Below are 16316 nucleotides of genomic sequence, written 5' to 3'. Positions count from 1 at the left end.
AGCGCCATGCTATTCCACGTCAAAATGACCGTGAACCTTCCGCTCGACATGAACCCCGAACGCGCCGCGCAGCTCAAGGCCGACGAAAAGGCCCTGGCCCAGCGCCTGCAGGAGCAAGGCAAGTGGCGCCACCTGTGGCGCATTGCCGGCCTGTATGCCAACTACAGCGTGTTCGATGTCGACAGCGTGCAGGAACTGCACGACCTACTGATGCAACTGCCGCTGTATCCGTACATGGCTATCGAAGTCAACGCCATGTGCAGGCATCCTTCGTCCATCCGTGAGGACGATCGCTGAGGCGCTGGTCAGTCTGAGAACCACTCTAATAAATACAAGATGAGGAACAATCATGAACGTCAGAATTTCCCACACTGCCGATGCCCAGAAGTTTCTTGAAGAAGCCAGCGGCCAGTTCACCGAAGGCGGCAACCCACGGGCCAAGGCGCTGATCTACCGGATCCTGCGCGACTCGGTGAACATCATCGAAGACCTGGACGTGACCCCGGAAGAGTTCTGGAAGGCCGTCAACTACCTCAACGTCCTGGGCGCACGCCAGGAAGCCGGGCTGCTGGCCGCCGGCCTGGGCCTGGAACACTACCTGGACCTGCTGATGGACGCCGCCGACGAACAGGCCGGCAAAAGCGGTGGCACCCCGCGCACCATCGAAGGCCCGCTGTATGTGGCCGGCGCGCCCCTGACCCAGGGCGAGGCGCGGCTTGATGACGGCGTTGACCCGGGCGTGGTGCTGTTCATGCGCGGCCAGGTCAAGAACACCGCTGGCGAACCGCTGGCCGGCGCCATTGTCGACGTCTGGCATGCCAACACCGGCGGCACTTATTCGTACTTCGATGACAGCCAGTCGGATTTCAACCTGCGCCGGCGCATCGTCACCGACGCCGAAGGCCGCTATCGCTTCCGCAGCATCGTGCCGTCGGGCTACGGTTGCCCGCCGGACGGTCCAACCCAGCAACTGCTCGACCAACTGGGCCGCCATGGCCAGCGTCCGGCGCATATCCACTTCTTTATCTCGGCCGACGACCATCGCCATCTGACCACCCAGATCAACCTGGACGGCGATGAATACCTGCACGACGATTTCGCCTACGCCACTCGCGACGAACTGATCGCCTCGATCACCTTCAGCGAAGACCAGGCGCGGGCCAAGGCCCTGGGCGTCAGCGGGCGCTTTGCCGAAATCGAGTTCGACTTCACCCTGCAGTCCTCGGCCCAGCCGGACGAGCAGCAACGCATGGAGCGAGTACGCGCCCTGGAAGACTGATAAAGGGTGTGCTGATGTTTCCAAACCACGGGATGACCTAGCGGCTGTCCCGTGGTTTTTGGCATTGTGGCGAGCGTTGCGTGATGGGCCAGCGGTGGCGATCGATCACCGTCCGATAATAACAATCAGAGTGACCGGGTTATGGAAACGCATCTGTTGAGTGAGCGCAGTAGGGTGTTTGTACACGCCGATCCCTATGCGGTATCCGGCTATGTGAACCAGCACGTAGGCAACCATTGCATCCGCCTGCCCAAGTCCGGCAGCCCCCAGGCCAGCCTCAATCACCGCCAGTTCGCCAGCCTCGACCTGTGCAGCATCAGCTACGGCGGCAGCGTACGCGTGACCTCGCCGGCGCTGGAGACCATCTACCACCTGCAAGTGCTGTTGCGCGGCCATTGCCTGTGGCGTGGCCATCGCCAGGAACACTACTTCGCCCCCGGGGAGTTGCTGCTGATCAACCCCGATGACCCGGTGGACCTGACGTATTCCGACGATTGCGAAAAATTCATCATCAAGATGCCCACCCGCCTGCTCGAATCGGTATGCCAGGAACAGCGCTGGCTGTATCCGGGGCAGGGCGTGCGCTTCCTGGAAAACCGCTACCAGCTGCATGAGCTGGAGGGCTTCATCCACCTGTTGAGCATGGTCTGCCGTGAAGCCGAGGCCGCCGAGCGCATGCCCAGGGTGCAGGAGCACTATGCGCAGATCGTGGTGAGCAAGATGCTCAGCCTGATGAAAACCAATGTCCGGCGCGCAGGGCTGGGTTCGTCCTCGGCGACCTTTGAGCTGATTGCCGATTACATCGAAAACAACCTCAAGCAAGACATCGGCTGCGAAGAACTGGCGCAGCAGGCGCAGATGAGCCTGCGTTCGCTGTACGGCCTGTTTGAACGCAACGCCCGCACCACGCCCAAACACTACATCCGCCAGAAGAAACTGGAACGGGTCAACGCCTGCCTCAGCGACCCCAGCTGCAACGTGCGCAACGTCACCGAACTGGCGATGGATTTCGGATTTCTGCACCTGGGGCGCTTCTCCGAAAACTACCGCAAGCAATTCGGCGAACTGCCTTCCGATACCCTCAAGCGGCGGCATTGATCCGCCTCGCGACGCCTTCACCTGAATAGCGCTGCGCCCATGCCGGCCAGCGCAGTCCCGTGCCTCGGCAGCGGCTACCGGATTTGCACAAAACGGATAGTGGTCTGCAGTCAGCGGATATTGCGTCTCCCCCCCGCGCCCTAGGATGAGCCTGCCTGAATAAAAACAATGGAGGCGGCGGCCATGTCCCTGCGACCCGAATACCTTCACTCCCTGCTTGAAGAAGATAAAGAGCAGGGCGTCTACCGCTGCAAGCGGGAGATGTTCACCGACCCTCGTCTGTTCGATCTGGAGATGCAGCACATCTTCGAAGGCAACTGGCTGTACCTCGCCCACGAGAGTCAGATCCCCAACAACAACGATTACTACACCACCACCATGGGCCGCCAATCGATCTTCATTGCGCGCAACAAGGAGGGGGTGCTCAACGCCTTTATCAACGCCTGCAGTCATCGCGGCGCCATGCTCTGCCGGCACAAGACCGGCAATAAATCCTCCTACACCTGCCCGTTCCACGGCTGGACCTTCAACAACTCCGGCAAGCTGCTCAAGGTCAAGGACCCGGCTGCTGCGGGTTACCCCTCGAGTTTCAACTGCGAAGGCTCCCATGACCTGACCAAGGTCGCGCGCTTCGAGTCCTACCGCGGCTTCCTGTTCGGCAGCCTCAAGGCCGACGTCGCGCCGCTGGTGGAGCACCTGGGGGAGTCGGCAAAAATCATCGACATGATCGTCGACCAGTCCGTCGACGGCCTGGAGGTGCTGCGCGGCTCCTCGAGCTACATCTACGAAGGCAACTGGAAGCTCACCGCCGAAAACGGCGCCGACGGCTACCACGTCAGCTCGGTGCACTGGAACTACGCCGCCACCCAGAACCAGCGCAAGCAGCGTGAGGCTGGCGAAGACATCCGCACCATGAGCGCCGGCAGCTGGGCCAAGCAGGGCGGAGGTTTCTACTCCTTCGACAAGGGCCACATGCTGCTCTGGACCCGCTGGTCCAACCCTGAGGATCGCCCGCTGTACGAGCGCCGTGACGAGCTGGCCCGGGACTTCGGCCAGGCCCGTGCCGACTGGATGCTCGAGAACTCGCGCAACCTGTGCCTGTACCCCAACGTCTACCTCATGGACCAGTTCAGCTCGCAGATCCGCATCGCCCGGCCGATCTCCGTGGACCGCACCGAAATCACCATCTACTGCATCGCGCCCAAGGGCGAAAGCGACCACGCCCGCTCCAGCCGGATTCGCCAGTACGAAGACTTCTTCAACGTCAGCGGCATGGCCACCCCCGATGACCTCGAAGAATTCCGCTCCTGCCAGATGGGCTACCAGGGCAGCACCACGGCCTGGAACGACATGTCCCGCGGCGCCGAGCACTGGGTCGAAGGCCCGGACGCGGCGGCGCAAGAGATCGACCTCAAGCCCATCCTCAGCGGCGTGCGCACCGAGGACGAAGGCCTGTTCGTGATGCAGCACAAGTACTGGCAGGAAACCATGCTCCGCGCCCTGGCAGCCGACGAGTCGCGCAAGATCGCCGTGGAGGCCGTGTCATGAGCATTTCCTATGAGGCCGTGCGCGACTTCCTGTATCGCGAAGCCCGTTACCTGGACGACAAGGACTGGGACAGCTGGCTGGAACTCTACGCCGCCGACGCCACCTTCTGGATGCCGTCCTGGGACGACAACGACCAACTCACCGAAGACCCGCAGCGGGAAATCTCGCTGATCTGGTACGGCAACCGCTGCGGCCTCGAAGACCGCGTGTTCCGGATCAAGACCGAGCGCTCCAGCGCGAGCATTCCCGACACCCGCACCTCGCACAACCTGAGCAATATCGAGCTGCTGGAGCAGGGCGACGGCCTGTGCCGCGTGCGCTTCAACTGGCACACCCTGAGCTTTCGCTACAAGACCGTGGACAGCTACTTCGGCAGCAGTTTCTACACCCTGGATGTGCGCGGCGAAAACCCGCTGATCCTGGCCAAGAAAGTCATCCTGAAGAACGATTACGTTCGTCAGGTCGTCGATTTCTACCACCTCTGAGGCGACTGCCATGACTCATCAAATCGCACTCAACTTCGAAGACGGGGTGACCCGCTTCGTCGCCGCCAACGCCGGGGAAACCGTGGCCGACGCCGCCTATCGGCAAGGCATTAACATCCCCCTGGATTGCCGCGACGGCGCCTGCGGCACCTGCAAATGCTTTGCCGAAGCTGGGCGCTACGACCTGGGCGAGGACTACATCGACGACGCCTTGACCGCCGACGAAGCCGAGCAGGGTTTTGTCCTCACCTGCCAGATGCGCGCCTTGAGCGATTGCGTGGTGCGGGTGCCGGCGTCGTCCCAGGTGTGCCGCGCTGCCCAGGCGACCTTCACCGCCAGCATCAGCGCGGTGCGCCAGCTGTCCGACAGCACCATTGCCCTGTCGATCAAGGGCGAGGCCTTGAGCAAGCTGGCGTTCCTGCCGGGGCAGTACGTGAACCTCGCGGTGCCGGGCAGCGAGCAGAGCCGGGCCTATTCCTTCAGCTCCCTGCAGCGCGATGGCGAGGTCAGCTTTCTGATTCGCAACGTGCCCGGCGGGCTGATGAGCAGCTTCCTCACCGGGCGGGCTTTGGCCGGCGACAGCATGAGCCTGGCCGGCCCCCTGGGCAGCTTCTACCTGCGGGACATCCGCCGGCCGCTGTTGCTGCTGGCCGGCGGCACCGGCCTTGCGCCCTTTACCGCGATGCTGGAGAAAATCGCCGAGCAGGGCAGCGAGCACCCGTTGCACCTGATCTACGGCGTGACCAACGACTTCGACCTGGTGGAGCTGGACCGCCTGCAAGCCCTGGCCGCGCGCATCCCCAACTTCAGTTTCAGCGCCTGCGTGGCCAACCCCGAAAGCCGGCACCCGCTCAAGGGCTACGTGACCCAGCACATCGAACCCCAGCACCTGAATGGCGGGGACGTGGATGTGTACCTCTGCGGCCCGCCGCCGATGGTCGAGGCGGTGAGCCAGTTCATTCGCGAGCAGGGCATCGCCCCGGCGAATTTCTACTACGAAAAGTTCGCCGCCAGCGCGGCCTGAGCTTCGCGGGCGTTACCGGCGCGGGCGGATGGCCCGCGCCGTCGCCCGTCATTGACCGGAGGTTGCTATGCACCGATTTCACGAAAAAATCGCCCTGGTCACCGGCGCCGCCCAAGGCATCGGCCGCCGCGTGGCCGAGCGCCTGGCCGCAGAGGGCGCACGGCTGATCCTGGTGGACCGCTCCGAGCTGGTGTTTGAACTGCAGGCTGAGCTGGCGCCCGAGCATCAGGTGCTGGCCCTGACCGCCGACCTTGAGCAGTACAGCGAATGCGAGCGGGTGATGGCCTCGGCGGTCGAGCGCTTCGGGCGCCTCGATGTGCTGGTCAACAACGTGGGCGGCACCATTTGGGCCAAGCCTTTCGAGCACTACGAGCCGGCGCAGATCGAGGCCGAGGTGCGGCGCTCGCTGTTCCCGACCCTGTGGTGCTGCCATGCCGCGCTGCCGTACATGCTGGAGCAGGGCAGCGGCGCCATCGTCAACGTCTCGTCCATCGCCACCCGCAGCATCAACCGCGTGCCTTATGGCGCGGCCAAGGGCGGGGTGAATGCGCTCACCGCCTGCCTGGCGTTTGAAACCGCCGGCCGCGGAGTGCGGGTCAATGCCACGGCCCCGGGCGGCACCGAAGCGCCGCCGCGGCGCATCCCGCGCAACAGCGCCGAGCAGAGCGCCGAGGAAAAAATCTGGTACCAGCAAATCGTCGACCAGACCGTCGACAGCACCCTGATGAAACGCTACGGCACCATCGACGAGCAGGCGGCGGCGATCCTGTTTCTGGCCTCCGACGAGGCGTCCTACATCACTGGCATGGTCATGCCGGTAGGCGGTGGTGACCAGGGCTGAACCCGACTGCCGCACAGACTTTCGCTTTCTAAAAAAACAACAACAAGAGTCAGATGCCATGCGAAAAATAGACAGCAATCAATTGATCGACGAGGCGCGTTTCAACGCCTTCCACTGGCGCGTGCTGTTCTGGTGCGCGCTGATCATCATCTTCGACGGCTACGATCTGGTGATCTACGGCGTGGTGCTGCCGGTGCTGATGAAAGAGTGGGGCCTGAGCCCCTTGCAGGCCGGGGCCCTGGGCAGCTATGCGCTGTTTGGCATGATGTTCGGCGCGCTGTTTTTCGGCTCGTTATCCGACCGCATCGGGCGCAAGAAGGTGATTGCGATCTGCGTGATCCTGTTCAGCGGCTTCACCGTGCTCAACGGGTTTGCCAGCACCCCGACCCAGTTCGGCATCTGCCGCTTTATCGCCGGCCTGGGCATTGGCGGGGTGATGCCCAATGTGGTGGCGCTGATGAGTGAGTACGCGCCGAAGAAAATCCGCAGCACCCTGGTGGCGATCATGTTCAGCGGCTACTCGGTGGGCGGCATGCTGTCGGCTGGGCTGGGCATTGTGCTGTTGCCGAATTTCGGCTGGCAGTCGGTGTTTTACGTGGCGGTGATTCCGTTGCTGTTGCTGCCGTTGATCCTCAAGTTCTTGCCGGAATCGGTAGGGTTCATGCTGCGCCAGGGCCGTGAGGACGAAGCGCGTCAGGTGCTGCAACGCATCGAGCCGAGCTTTGTGCCGCAAGCCGGCGACGAGTTCAGCAAGGCTGCGCTCAAGGCCGCCGGGGCGCCGGTGGTGCAACTTTTCCGTGATGGCCGGGCGCTGAGCACGCTGATGCTGTGGGTGGCGTTTTTCTGCTGCCTGCTGATGGTCTACGCGCTCAATTCCTGGTTGCCCAAGTTGATGGCCAGCGCCGGCTATGGCCTGGGGTCGAGCCTGATGTTCCTGCTGGTGCTGAACTTCGGCGCGATCTTCGGGGCAGTGGGCGGTGGCTGGATCGGCGACCGGCTGAACCTGCAAAAGGTGCTGGTGGCGTTTTTCGTGTTGGCCGCGCTGTCCATCAGCCTGCTGGGCTTCAAGAGCCCGACCGGGTTGCTGTACGGCTTGATCGCCATCGCCGGAGCCACCACTATCGGCACCCAGATCCTGGCCTATGCCTGTGTCGCCCAGTTCTACCCCATGGCCATTCGCTCCACCGGTTTGGGCTGGGCCTCGGGAGTGGGGCGCAGCGGGGCGATTGTCGGGCCGATCCTGGGCGGCGCCCTGGTCGCCATCGAGCTGCCGTTGCACTACAACTTTATGGCGTTTGCGATTCCGGGAGCGGTCGCGGCCCTGGCCATGTGCTTTGTCTACCCGCGTCAGGCCCGGCCCGCGCCAGTGGCTGCCGCCGGTGCGCCGTCGCTCTAGAACCTGCGGGCGAAGGAGCGCCCGCATTGTTTTCCCCAGGTGTTGGAGCCTGCATGAATAAGCTGCTCAAGGATTTCTCGTTGTCGGCGACGGTGGCCGGATTTATCGCCACCCTGATTTCCTATGCCGGGCCGCTGGTGATCGTGTTCCAGGCGGCCAAGGCCGCCGGGCTGCCCCAGGAGGTGCTGTCGTCGTGGATCTGGGCGATCTCCATCGGCAGCGGTGTGCTTGGCATTGTCCTCAGCCTGCGCTTCAAGGTGCCGGTGATCATCGCCTGGTCGGCCCCCGGCTCGGCGCTGCTGGTGGGCCTGTTGCCCGGCATCAGCCTGAATGAAGCGGTGGGCGCCTACCTGGTGGCCAGCGCGTTGATCTTGCTGGTGGGGCTGTGCGGCATTTTCGACAAGATCATCGGCCGCCTGCCGGCGGCGATTTCGGCGGCGATGCTGGCCGGGATCCTGTTCAGCTTCGGCACCCAGTTATTCCGCTCGATGGCCGACAAGCCGCTGCTGGTGGGGGCGATGTTTGCCACCTACCTGCTGTTCAAACGGGTATGGCCGCGTTATGCGGTGCTGGCGGTGTTGCTGGTGGGCTGCGCGATCTCCCTGGGCTCGGGCGAGATCAATCAGTCGGCGCTGGTCATCGGCCTGGCCACGCCCCATTGGATCAGCCCGGCCTTCAGCTGGGGCGCCGTATTCAACGTGGCCTTGCCGCTGGTGGTGGTGGCGCTGACCGGGCAGTTCGTGCCGGGCATCGCCGTGCTGCGCAACGACGGTTACACCACCCCGGCCAGCCCGATCATCGCCAGCAGTGGCCTGGCCAGCCTGTTGCTGGCGCCGTTCGGTTGCCACGGCCTGACCCTGGCGGCGATCACTGCCGCCATCTGCACCGGCCGCGAATCCCATGAAGACCCGGACAAGCGCTATATGGCCGGGGTCATGGGCGGGGTCTTCTATCTGCTGCTGGGGGTGTTCGGCGCGACCCTGGTGTCGCTGTTCAGCGCCTTCCCCCGGGCGTTGATCGCGGCCCTGGCCGGCCTGGCGCTGTTCGCCGCCATTGGTGGCGCGCTGAGCGGAGCGATGGCGGTGCCCAGGGACCGCGAGGCGGCGCTGATCACCTTCCTGGTCACCGCCTCGGGCATGTCCTTGTTCGGCTTGTCGGCGGCGTTTTGGGGCCTGATCTTCGGCCTGGTGGCCCACGCCGTGCTGACCCTGCGCCGGCCGCGTGCGGTCCCGGCCGGCACGTAGCCGGCTCCGGCCCGAAACTGATTCACCAGGCCCATCTGCTGCGTCGCCAAGCCGTTGAGCAGGACAACTGTCAGGCGGATGGTCAGGCGCTGGAACATACAGCGGCACTCGCAGGCGGGGGGAGGGTGAGCCCCGCAGCAAGCCCTGTGCCAGCTGATGGCAGATGGCCGAGGCGTTGGTTTTTCAAGGCCTATGTCCGGATTGATGCAAACCCCCAGCCCGCCGCCTGTCGCAATTTGCGAAAGCCCTGAGACGCCCTTCGCTGCGCTGTGCTGCCTGGAAAGCGCTGGCGCCAGACCGCAGGTGCACGGCGTCCATTGCGGCCAGCGCAGGCTGGCGGCAGCGCTCACAGCTCGCAGAAAATGAATCATTTCCGATACAACACTTACCCAATCTTTACCTATAAACCGTGCTCAAACCGCTAACTCTGCTGTCTGAAATGCCAGAAACGTTTCTTTCTTTTCGATGATGAGAGTGAGCCCATGATGGTTAAGCGAATGACCCAGGCGGCGGCGCTGATTGCGTTGTTGTCGTCTTTGTCCGGCTGCTGGATGTTCTTCCCGCCGGGCGGCGGTGGCGGAGGCGGTGGTCATGGTGGCGGCCACGGCGGTGGCCCTGGGGGGTATGACGGTGGTGGCCGTGGCGGCCCCGGTGGCGGTGATCGCCGCTGAGTGCTGAAACCCGGGATGGCGGCCGTGAGGCCGCCATTTTCATGTTTCCGTGTCAAACGTCCTTGGGCACGGCAAGGGGCAAGGCCACCACTGGCGCATCGGCCAGGCGCCGTCCGGATTTCTCCATCAGGTACCCGACAATCTCCCGGGGCGTCATTTCGATCTGTGACAACTCCGGGTCCTTGAACCAGTCGTCCGGCCAGAAGATCAGGTCCGAGGCATTGGCATTGTCAAAGTTGGTTTCCAGCAGCTGCAGGGCGTAATTCACATCCGAATCATCGCCGCCGCTGGTGCAGACAAACGCCGCCAGGGCGCAGGCCTCGTCGAAGCTCAAATCCTCCACGTATTTGTTCTGGTGAAACGCCGAGCGGATAAAGTCATCCTCGCTGGTGTAACTGTAGAAGTCGCGAAACTCGTGGAATTCGAAAGGTCGGCTGGCGACGCTGTTCCACTGTTCGATCAGCGCAATGATGCCGGGGTCGTCTTCATCGCGGTGTTGCTCCATCAGGTTATCCAGGGCTTGGAGCAGGGCGTTCATCGCGGCCCGTTGCTCGGTGTTTGGGCGTCGCGGTTGCAGCCGATCCGGAATGGCCATGCAAGGCTCCTGTGCAGCGAAATAAATGTTAAGGGGGCTGATGTCTAATGCCGCAAGCGGCAGCGGGCGCCATGCTACCTGAGCGCCGCGGCCAGGGGCAGGCATCAGCCGATCCGATCGCCACCCAGGGCGTCGCGCTGCATCGATTGCAGGTTGCGCTCGATGGTTTCGCAGATGGTTTCCATCTGGATCTGATGTTCGCTGGCCCGAAACGGGCTTTGCAGGTCGGTGCCGATGCGTTCGATGGCCAGCAGCATAAAGCCGACCACGGTCGAGGCCAGCGGGGTGTACCAGCCCAGGGACTCCACCAGGCCCACCGGCACGATCAGGCAGAACAGCGAAATAAACAGCCGTGGAAAATACACATAGGGGTAGGGCAGCGGCGTGTTGGCGATCCGCTCCATGCCGCCCTGGCTGTTGGACAGCTCGACTAGGGTGGTTTCCAGGCGCGCCAGGCGAATACTGTCCAAGCGCCCGGCCTTGTACTCCTTGGCCAGCAGCGCCGCCGAGCCATTGAGAATGTCATTGGCAAAGTTGTTGGTGGCGCCGCTGCGGGCAAATTCCTCGGTGGGAATGAACGCCCGCACTTCATCCGGGCACGGCTGGCCCTTGAGGTGCGCCGCCAGGCAATTCACATAGGCCACGTGGCGGCGCAGCAGGGTGGATTTCACCGGGTTCACGTCGCTTCCCGGGTCATCCAGCAGGGTCAGCACTTGCCGGGCGAAGCTGCGGGAATTGTTGACCATCGCCCCCCACAGCGTCCGCGCTTCCCACCAGCGGTTATAGGCGCTGCTGTTGCGAAAACTGATCAGCACCACCAGCGCCGAGCCGAGCAGGGTCAGGGGCATCAGCGGCAGGTTGATCTTGCTGTTGAGAAACAGCATGAAGTCCACGGTGACCGCCACATCCCAGATCAGCAGCCAGAACAGGGCCCAGCCCACGTAGCCCAGGGTCTTGATGATCAGGCGGTATTTTTTGACGATGGCAGCTTTCAAACGGGAACCTCGCAACGGGCGGTAAACATCAATGCCCTAGCTCGGACGCCGGTTGCCGGGGAAAGGTTCGCCGGCCGCCGCAATCAATGATCCCCAGGCCTGAATCGTTTCAGGCCGGCTGCGGCGCTGCACGCACCACGGCCTGGGGGCTGGCCGTCAACAGCAGCCGCGCACACAGGCCACCCTCGGCGCGGTTGTGCAGCTCCAGCTGGCTGCCGATCTTGCCCGCGATCATGTTGACGATCGCCAGCCCCAGGCCTGCGCCGTTGGCATTGCCCTGGCTGTAGAAGCGCTCCAGCAGCCGCGCCCGGTCCTGTTCGTCGATGCCGGGGCCCGAATCCTCGACGCTGAGGTGGATCGCCCCCGACGCCTGGGGTTGCACCCGGACCCAGACTTCGCTGCCAGGCGGCGAGAAGTTCAGGGCATTGGTCACCAGGTTCTGCAGGGCAATGGCCAGGGCCACCGGGTCGGTGTCGACCTGGCATGTCTCGTCGCCGTCCAGCACCAGTTCGACGTCCTTTTCCAGGGCCAGGGGCGTCAGCTCCGCCAGCTCTTCGCGGACCAGGGCGGTGAGCTGCACGGTGCTGCGGGTGGGGTTGTTCAACTGCGGCTCGATCCGCGCCATGGTCAGCAACTGGCTGCCGATGCGGGTCGCGCGATCGACCCCGCTGACCAGAAAGTCCAGGGCCTCGCGCCGCTGTTGCGGGGTGCCGGCGCTCTGCGCGTTTTGCGCGTGGATCCGCAGAATCGCCAGGGGCGTGCGCAGTTCGTGGGCGGCATCGGCGATAAAGCGCCGCTCGCGTTCGAGCAGGGTGTCGATCTGCGCCAGCAACTGGTTGAGTGCGGTGTGCATGGGCTCCAGGTCCCGGGGCAGGGGCTTGAGCTGCAAGGGTTGCAGGGTTGCGGTGTTGCGCCCGCGTATGGCCTGGGCCATGGCCCGCAGGGGTTTCAGGCCCCAGCCGATGCTGAGCCAGATCAGCAGCGCCAGCAGTGGCACGCCGATCAGGGTCGGCGACAGGGTGTGGCGCATGATGCGCTGGATCAGGTCCTGGCGAATGTCGTCGCGTTCGCCGACCCAGATCAGCAGTCCCTGCTGGTCGTCGGCCAGGAGGAAGGCGCACCATTCGTTGCCGTTGCCGTTGTCGTCGATGTCGTGGGAGCCCAGGGTGGTGGGCGGTGCCTTGAGCTCCGGGGCTTCGGCGGAGCGCACCAGCAACTGGCCGTCGCTGCGCCAGACCTGGAACGTCAGGCGGGTTTCGTAGGGGTGGGCCACCCCGTCTTCGCCGACCCGGCTCATGGCCTGGTCGAAGGCCTGGTACAGCCGGTCCCAGTCCGCCTCGCCGGGGTCGCGCTGGCGCAATACGCCTTGCAGCAGGCGCGCGCTCTGCGCCAGTTGGGCGTCGTACACCTCTTCGATTTCATGGTGGCTGTCGCGCAGCACCAGCCAGCTGATCAGCACATCCCCCAGCAGCACCAGGAGCAGCACCGGCAGCAGAATCCGCGCACGTACCGAGTTCATGGCTTGAGCTCCAGCACGTAACCCACGCCGCGCACGGTGCGGATCAGCTCGGCGCAGAGCTTTTTGCGCAGGTTGTGGATCAGCACTTCCAGGGTGTTGCTCTCGACCCGGTCCTGCCAGCCGTACAGCGCCCGCGACAGGCGTTCGCGGGTCACCACCTTGCCCGGGCGCACCATCAGTTGGTGCAGCAGTTGGTACTCCATGGGCGTGACCACGATGTCCTGGCCCTGGTAGCTGACCTGCTGCGTGGCCGGGTCGAGACTGACCCCGGCGTGCTCCAGCAGCGGCTGCGCCCGGCCCTGGCTGCGGCGCAACAGGGCGCGGACCCGGGCCTTGAATTCCTCGACATCGAACGGCTTGACCAGGTAGTCGTCGGCCCCGGCGTCCAGCCCGGCAATGCGCTCGGCGGTGCCGTCGCGGGCCGTGAGGATCAGCACCGGCAGGTCGTGCTGCTCGGCGCGCAGTTGTTGCAGCAATTGCAGGCCGTCGAGGCGCGGCAGGCCCAGGTCCAGCAGCAACAGGTCGAAGCTCTCGCTGCGCAGGGCATGCAGGGCGCCGAGGCCGTCCTGCAGCCAGTCCAGGGTGTAGCCCTCGGCGCTCAAGGCCACGCGAATACCCTGGCCCAGGGCACGATCATCTTCGACAAGGAGCAGGCGCATGGTGGGGTCTCGGTAGGGAAGCAGGCGCTGGAACGGCGGCATGATGACGCCAGGCGTGGCGCTCCGGCAGTGCCTTGTGTCGGGAAAGATGTAACGGCTCGTTGCCAACTAAGGTTGCCCTAAGCTTGGTTTTGCACAGTGCGCTCTCCCTCATCAGACGAGAGCGTTCCCATGCGTAAAATTCTCCTGTTGTCCCTGATCATCGCCAGCCCCCTGGCCGTTGCCGGCCCGCAATGCACCACCGCCGAGCGCTCGCAATGGCAGGACCAGAAGGCCTTCCAGGAACAGCTCAAGGCCCAGGGTTACGAGATCAGCAAGTTCAAGGTCACCGACGGCAACTGCTACGAGATCTACGGCTTTGACAAAGACAAGCGCAAGGTCGAGATCTACCACGATCCGGTGACCGGCAAAGCGGTCAAGACCGAGATCAAGGGCTGATGCCAGCCGAGTCCCTGCGCCTCTGGGACCCCGTGGTCAGGCTGTTTCACCTGTCCATCGCCGGGGTCTTCGTCGGCAACTACTTCTTCAGTGAAGCCGGTGACGACTGGCACATCTGGCTCGGCTACTACGCCATGGCCTGGTTGCTGGTGCGCACGGTGTGGGGATTCATCGGCCCGCGCAGCGCGCGCTGGGCAGACTTCTGGCCGACGCCGGGCCGGCTCAAGGCGCACTTGCGCTCGCTGCTGGAGCGGCGTGCGGCCCACCGCCTGGGCCATTCGCCCCTGGGCGCGCTGGTGATGCTGCTGATGCTGCTGGCGTTGCTGATCATCGGCCTCAGCGGCTGGGCCATGGAGGAGGTGGATGCCCTGTGGGGCGCCGACTGGCCGCTGCTGGTGCATGAAACCACGGCCAATGTGCTGCTGGGCCTGGTGGGCGTGCATGTCTGCGCCGCGTTGTACGAGAGCTTCCAGGTGCGCGACAACCTGCCGTTGTCGATGCTCACCGGTCGCCGTCGACGCCTGCCGGATGACGCCGCGCCCTGACTGTTGTTTTCCTTGTTCCCACCCTGCATCTGCAACGGGCTCTTTATGCGTGCGCTTCCTGATCGCCTGATGTCTATCGGCTGTGGCCTGCTTCTGCTGGGGGTGTTCCTTGCCGCCTGGCTTAGCCATCCGCCCCACGAGCTGGCGCCGTTTGCCGAGGCCGGTCCCGCGACCGTCGCCACGGCGGCCGAGGCCCGCCCGCAATACAGCAGCCGTTTCGTGTCTTCGGAACTGAATGATTTCGTGCACTCGTCCTCGGTCACCGCCTTGCCCGGTGGCGACCTGATGGCCGTGTGGTTTGCCGGCTCCCGGGAGGGCGCCGCCGACGTCCAGGTGCGCAGTGCGCGCTTTGACGCCAAGAGCGGCGAGTGGGGCGCGGAACAGGTGTTGGCGACCCGGGAAAGCACCCGCTCCGGCACCCAGCGCTACATTCGCAAACTGGGCAACCCGGTGATTGCCCTGGCCCCGGATAACCGCCTGTGGATGTTCTATGTCTCGGTGTCGGTGGGCGGCTGGGCCACGAGTGCGATCAACGTGATGGTCTCCGACGACCTCGGGCAGCACTGGAGCGCGCCACGGCAACTGATCACCTCGCCGTTCTTCAATATCAGCACCCTGGTCCGCGCCGCGCCGGTGTTCCATGCCGACGGTTCCATCGGCCTGCCGGTGTACCACGAGTTCATGGGCAAGTTCGCCGAGTACCTGTACCTGAGCAGCGATGGCCAGGTGGTGGATAAATTCCGCATCAGCCGGGGCAAAAACTCCCTGCAGCCGACCATCGTGCCCCAGGACGGGCGCCGCGCCATCGCCATGCTGCGTTACGCCGGCGACAGCCATCATCGGGTCCTGGCCAGCCGCACCGAAGACGCCGGGCAGACCTGGAGCGAGCCCTATCCGCTGGAGCCGTCCAACCCCAATTCGTCCCTGGCCGCCGTGGGCACCGCCGACAACGGCTTGCTGGTGGCCCTCAACGACCTGCAGGACGGGCGCTTCAAGCTCAGCCTGTACGGCACCGATGCCGACCTCAATCAATGGCGCAGCGTGGTGGAGCTGGACCAGTCTCCCGACCCCTTGGGCCAGCCGTTCTCGCCCGAGGCCTACAAGGAAATCATCGGCGAGGGCTTTCGCGCCTCCAGCGGCGCCCGGCGCCTGCCTTTGGAACAACGCTTCCTGAGCAACCTCGACTATCGGGTGTGCAAGCCCCGGGGCTGCGATTTCGAGTACGAATACCCGTACTTCAGCCGCAGCGCCGACGGCATGTACCACCTGGTCTACTCGTGGAATAACACCTTTATCAAACATGTCAGCTTCAACGAGGCCTGGCTGGCGGAGCGCCTGTGATGTTTTCTCTATGGCAAGCCCATCTGAGTTTTATCCTCCTGAGTTTTGTCCTGCTGGGCAGCCTGCGCCTGACCGCGCCCTGGCGGCCCTGGCTGTTGCCGGTGCTGGCACTGCTGAGCTTTGTCCCGATTAATGGTTTGTCGCTGGCCGCCTATGTGCGCAGCTTTACCGATGATCTGGCCATCAGCACCCTGGTGTTGCTGGGCTGGGTCAGCCTGCTGCGCCTGGGGGTGGTGCAGCCGTTGCCGCGCGGGCAGCGGCGGCAGGTGGTGCTGCTGTTCGGGCTGCTGGCCCTGAGCCTGTACCCGGCCACCCTCGGCCTGACCTATGTCGATCCGTACCGCTGGGGCTTCAACCCGCGACCGATGATCGTGCTCATGGGCGCGGCGGCGCTGGTGCTGCTGTGGCTGCGCAACCCCCTGGGCGTGTGGATGCTGGGGGCGGGCACCCTGGCTTTTGCGCTGCGGCTCAAGGCTTCGGAAAACTACTGGGACTACCTGATCGACCCCTTGCTGGCGGGCTATTGTCTGGTGGCCGGGTGCGGCCTGCTGGCTGCAGCCGGCTGGCGCTGGCTGCGGCGGCGCCCGCGAGCCCGGGCGGGTCAGTTGAAACCTTCGCTTTGACAACACAGAGGTAAA

General features: G+C 64.3%; 18 protein-coding genes. 14 read left to right on the top strand and 4 right to left on the bottom strand.

Going from position 1 to position 16316, the window contains the following annotated elements; translation table 11 throughout:
• Positions 1-6 precede the first annotated feature (6 nt).
• From catC to CF161_RS32810, 10 genes are all read left to right on the top strand, one after another.
• Positions 7-297 carry a muconolactone Delta-isomerase gene (gene catC / locus CF161_RS11295; protein ID WP_020296707.1) on the top strand — a complete coding sequence of 97 codons (291 nt, stop codon included), beginning with the start codon at positions 7-9 and terminating at the stop codon, positions 295-297.
• Between the two features lie 52 nt (positions 298-349).
• Entirely contained in the window at positions 350-1279 is a 930-nt protein-coding gene (catA, locus tag CF161_RS11290) for a catechol 1,2-dioxygenase (protein WP_020296706.1), read from the top strand.
• 141 nt (positions 1280-1420) lie between these two features.
• Positions 1421-2377, top strand: a complete 957-nt coding sequence (locus CF161_RS11285; RefSeq protein ID WP_020296705.1) for an AraC family transcriptional regulator — start codon at positions 1421-1423, stop codon at positions 2375-2377.
• 183 nt (positions 2378-2560) lie between these two features.
• Positions 2561-3925: a benzoate 1,2-dioxygenase large subunit gene (benA, locus tag CF161_RS11280; RefSeq protein WP_020296704.1), complete on the top strand. Its 1365-nt coding sequence runs from the start codon at positions 2561-2563 to the stop codon at positions 3923-3925.
• The gene (gene benB / locus CF161_RS11275) at positions 3922-4410 is read left to right on the top strand and encodes a benzoate 1,2-dioxygenase small subunit (protein ID WP_020296703.1); all 489 of its coding nucleotides are present in this window, start codon (positions 3922-3924) and stop codon (positions 4408-4410) included. Before benA ends, benB begins: the two co-directional genes overlap by 4 nt.
• A gap of 10 nt (positions 4411-4420) precedes the next feature.
• Positions 4421-5434 carry a benzoate 1,2-dioxygenase electron transfer component BenC gene (gene benC, locus CF161_RS11270; RefSeq protein WP_020296702.1) on the top strand — a complete coding sequence of 338 codons (1014 nt, stop codon included), beginning with the start codon at positions 4421-4423 and terminating at the stop codon, positions 5432-5434.
• Positions 5435-5501: 67 nt separating this feature from the next.
• Positions 5502-6275, top strand: a complete 774-nt coding sequence (locus CF161_RS11265; protein ID WP_020296701.1) for a 1,6-dihydroxycyclohexa-2,4-diene-1-carboxylate dehydrogenase — start codon at positions 5502-5504, stop codon at positions 6273-6275.
• 58 nt (positions 6276-6333) lie between these two features.
• Positions 6334-7671, top strand: coding sequence for an aromatic acid/H+ symport family MFS transporter (locus CF161_RS11260; RefSeq protein WP_020296700.1), 1338 nt, complete (start codon positions 6334-6336; stop codon positions 7669-7671).
• Positions 7672-7724: 53 nt separating this feature from the next.
• Positions 7725-8915 (top strand): benzoate/H(+) symporter BenE family transporter, encoded by a 1191-nt coding sequence (locus CF161_RS11255; protein ID WP_020296699.1) that lies wholly within the window; start codon positions 7725-7727, stop codon positions 8913-8915.
• 482 nt (positions 8916-9397) lie between these two features.
• The gene (locus CF161_RS32810) at positions 9398-9586 is read left to right on the top strand and encodes a hypothetical protein (RefSeq protein ID WP_156882678.1); all 189 of its coding nucleotides are present in this window, start codon (positions 9398-9400) and stop codon (positions 9584-9586) included.
• Positions 9587-9638: 52 nt separating this feature from the next.
• Here CF161_RS32810 and CF161_RS11250 read toward each other — a convergent pair whose 3' ends face one another.
• From CF161_RS11250 to CF161_RS11235, 4 genes are all read right to left on the bottom strand, one after another.
• Positions 9639-10181 (bottom strand): hypothetical protein, encoded by a 543-nt coding sequence (locus CF161_RS11250; RefSeq protein ID WP_020296698.1) that lies wholly within the window; start codon positions 10179-10181, stop codon positions 9639-9641.
• A gap of 104 nt (positions 10182-10285) precedes the next feature.
• The gene (locus CF161_RS11245; RefSeq protein WP_020296697.1) at positions 10286-11176 is read right to left on the bottom strand and encodes a bestrophin family protein; all 891 of its coding nucleotides are present in this window, start codon (positions 11174-11176) and stop codon (positions 10286-10288) included.
• 109 nt (positions 11177-11285) lie between these two features.
• Positions 11286-12695 carry an ATP-binding protein gene (locus tag CF161_RS11240; protein ID WP_020296696.1) on the bottom strand — a complete coding sequence of 470 codons (1410 nt, stop codon included), beginning with the start codon at positions 12693-12695 and terminating at the stop codon, positions 11286-11288.
• Positions 12692-13354, bottom strand: coding sequence for a response regulator (locus tag CF161_RS11235; protein WP_020296695.1), 663 nt, complete (start codon positions 13352-13354; stop codon positions 12692-12694). The genes CF161_RS11240 and CF161_RS11235 overlap by 4 nt, the downstream gene beginning before the upstream one ends.
• A gap of 171 nt (positions 13355-13525) precedes the next feature.
• On the opposite strand from CF161_RS11235, the gene CF161_RS11230 reads away from it, so the two are divergent.
• The 4 genes from CF161_RS11230 to CF161_RS11215 are packed head-to-tail and all read left to right on the top strand — an operon-like array spanning position 13526 to position 16301.
• A complete protein-coding gene (locus CF161_RS11230) occupies positions 13526-13792 on the top strand; it encodes a PepSY domain-containing protein (protein WP_020296694.1) in 267 nt (88 codons plus the stop codon).
• Positions 13792-14337 carry a cytochrome b/b6 domain-containing protein gene (locus CF161_RS11225; RefSeq protein WP_020296693.1) on the top strand — a complete coding sequence of 182 codons (546 nt, stop codon included), beginning with the start codon at positions 13792-13794 and terminating at the stop codon, positions 14335-14337. The genes CF161_RS11230 and CF161_RS11225 overlap by 1 nt, the downstream gene beginning before the upstream one ends.
• 45 nt (positions 14338-14382) lie before the next feature.
• Entirely contained in the window at positions 14383-15678 is a 1296-nt protein-coding gene (locus CF161_RS11220; RefSeq protein ID WP_020296692.1) for an exo-alpha-sialidase, read from the top strand.
• A complete protein-coding gene (locus CF161_RS11215) occupies positions 15678-16301 on the top strand; it encodes a hypothetical protein (protein ID WP_020296691.1) in 624 nt (207 codons plus the stop codon). Before CF161_RS11220 ends, CF161_RS11215 begins: the two co-directional genes overlap by 1 nt.
• Positions 16302-16316: the final 15 nt, after the last annotated feature.

Origin of the sequence: Pseudomonas sp. CF161, from assembly GCF_000416215.1 — a bacterium.
GTDB lineage: Bacteria > Pseudomonadota > Gammaproteobacteria > Pseudomonadales > Pseudomonadaceae > Aquipseudomonas.
The sequence above is the reverse complement of the archived record's forward strand: the minus strand, read 5'-3'. Positions and strand labels throughout refer to the sequence as shown.

Bases quoted from the DNA above. Each gene is read 5' to 3' on its own strand.
- catC (WP_020296707.1), top strand. From the start codon at position 7: ATGCTATTCCACGTCAAAATGACCGTGAACCTTCCGCTCGACATGAAC.
- catA (WP_020296706.1), top strand. From the start codon at position 350: ATGAACGTCAGAATTTCCCACACTGCCGATGCCCAGAAGTTTCTTGAA.
- CF161_RS11285 (WP_020296705.1), top strand. From the start codon at position 1,421: ATGGAAACGCATCTGTTGAGTGAGCGCAGTAGGGTGTTTGTACACGCC.
- benA (WP_020296704.1), top strand. From the start codon at position 2,561: ATGTCCCTGCGACCCGAATACCTTCACTCCCTGCTTGAAGAAGATAAA.
- benB (WP_020296703.1), top strand. From the start codon at position 3,922: ATGAGCATTTCCTATGAGGCCGTGCGCGACTTCCTGTATCGCGAAGCC.
- benC (WP_020296702.1), top strand. From the start codon at position 4,421: ATGACTCATCAAATCGCACTCAACTTCGAAGACGGGGTGACCCGCTTC.
- CF161_RS11265 (WP_020296701.1), top strand. From the start codon at position 5,502: ATGCACCGATTTCACGAAAAAATCGCCCTGGTCACCGGCGCCGCCCAA.
- CF161_RS11260 (WP_020296700.1), top strand. From the start codon at position 6,334: ATGCGAAAAATAGACAGCAATCAATTGATCGACGAGGCGCGTTTCAAC.
- CF161_RS11255 (WP_020296699.1), top strand. From the start codon at position 7,725: ATGAATAAGCTGCTCAAGGATTTCTCGTTGTCGGCGACGGTGGCCGGA.
- CF161_RS32810 (WP_156882678.1), top strand. From the start codon at position 9,398: ATGATGGTTAAGCGAATGACCCAGGCGGCGGCGCTGATTGCGTTGTTG.
- CF161_RS11250 (WP_020296698.1), bottom strand. From the start codon at position 10,181: ATGGCCATTCCGGATCGGCTGCAACCGCGACGCCCAAACACCGAGCAA.
- CF161_RS11240 (WP_020296696.1), bottom strand. From the start codon at position 12,695: ATGAACTCGGTACGTGCGCGGATTCTGCTGCCGGTGCTGCTCCTGGTG.
- CF161_RS11235 (WP_020296695.1), bottom strand. From the start codon at position 13,354: ATGCGCCTGCTCCTTGTCGAAGATGATCGTGCCCTGGGCCAGGGTATT.
- CF161_RS11230 (WP_020296694.1), top strand. From the start codon at position 13,526: ATGCGTAAAATTCTCCTGTTGTCCCTGATCATCGCCAGCCCCCTGGCC.
- CF161_RS11225 (WP_020296693.1), top strand. From the start codon at position 13,792: ATGCCAGCCGAGTCCCTGCGCCTCTGGGACCCCGTGGTCAGGCTGTTT.
- CF161_RS11220 (WP_020296692.1), top strand. From the start codon at position 14,383: ATGCGTGCGCTTCCTGATCGCCTGATGTCTATCGGCTGTGGCCTGCTT.
- CF161_RS11215 (WP_020296691.1), top strand. From the start codon at position 15,678: ATGTTTTCTCTATGGCAAGCCCATCTGAGTTTTATCCTCCTGAGTTTT.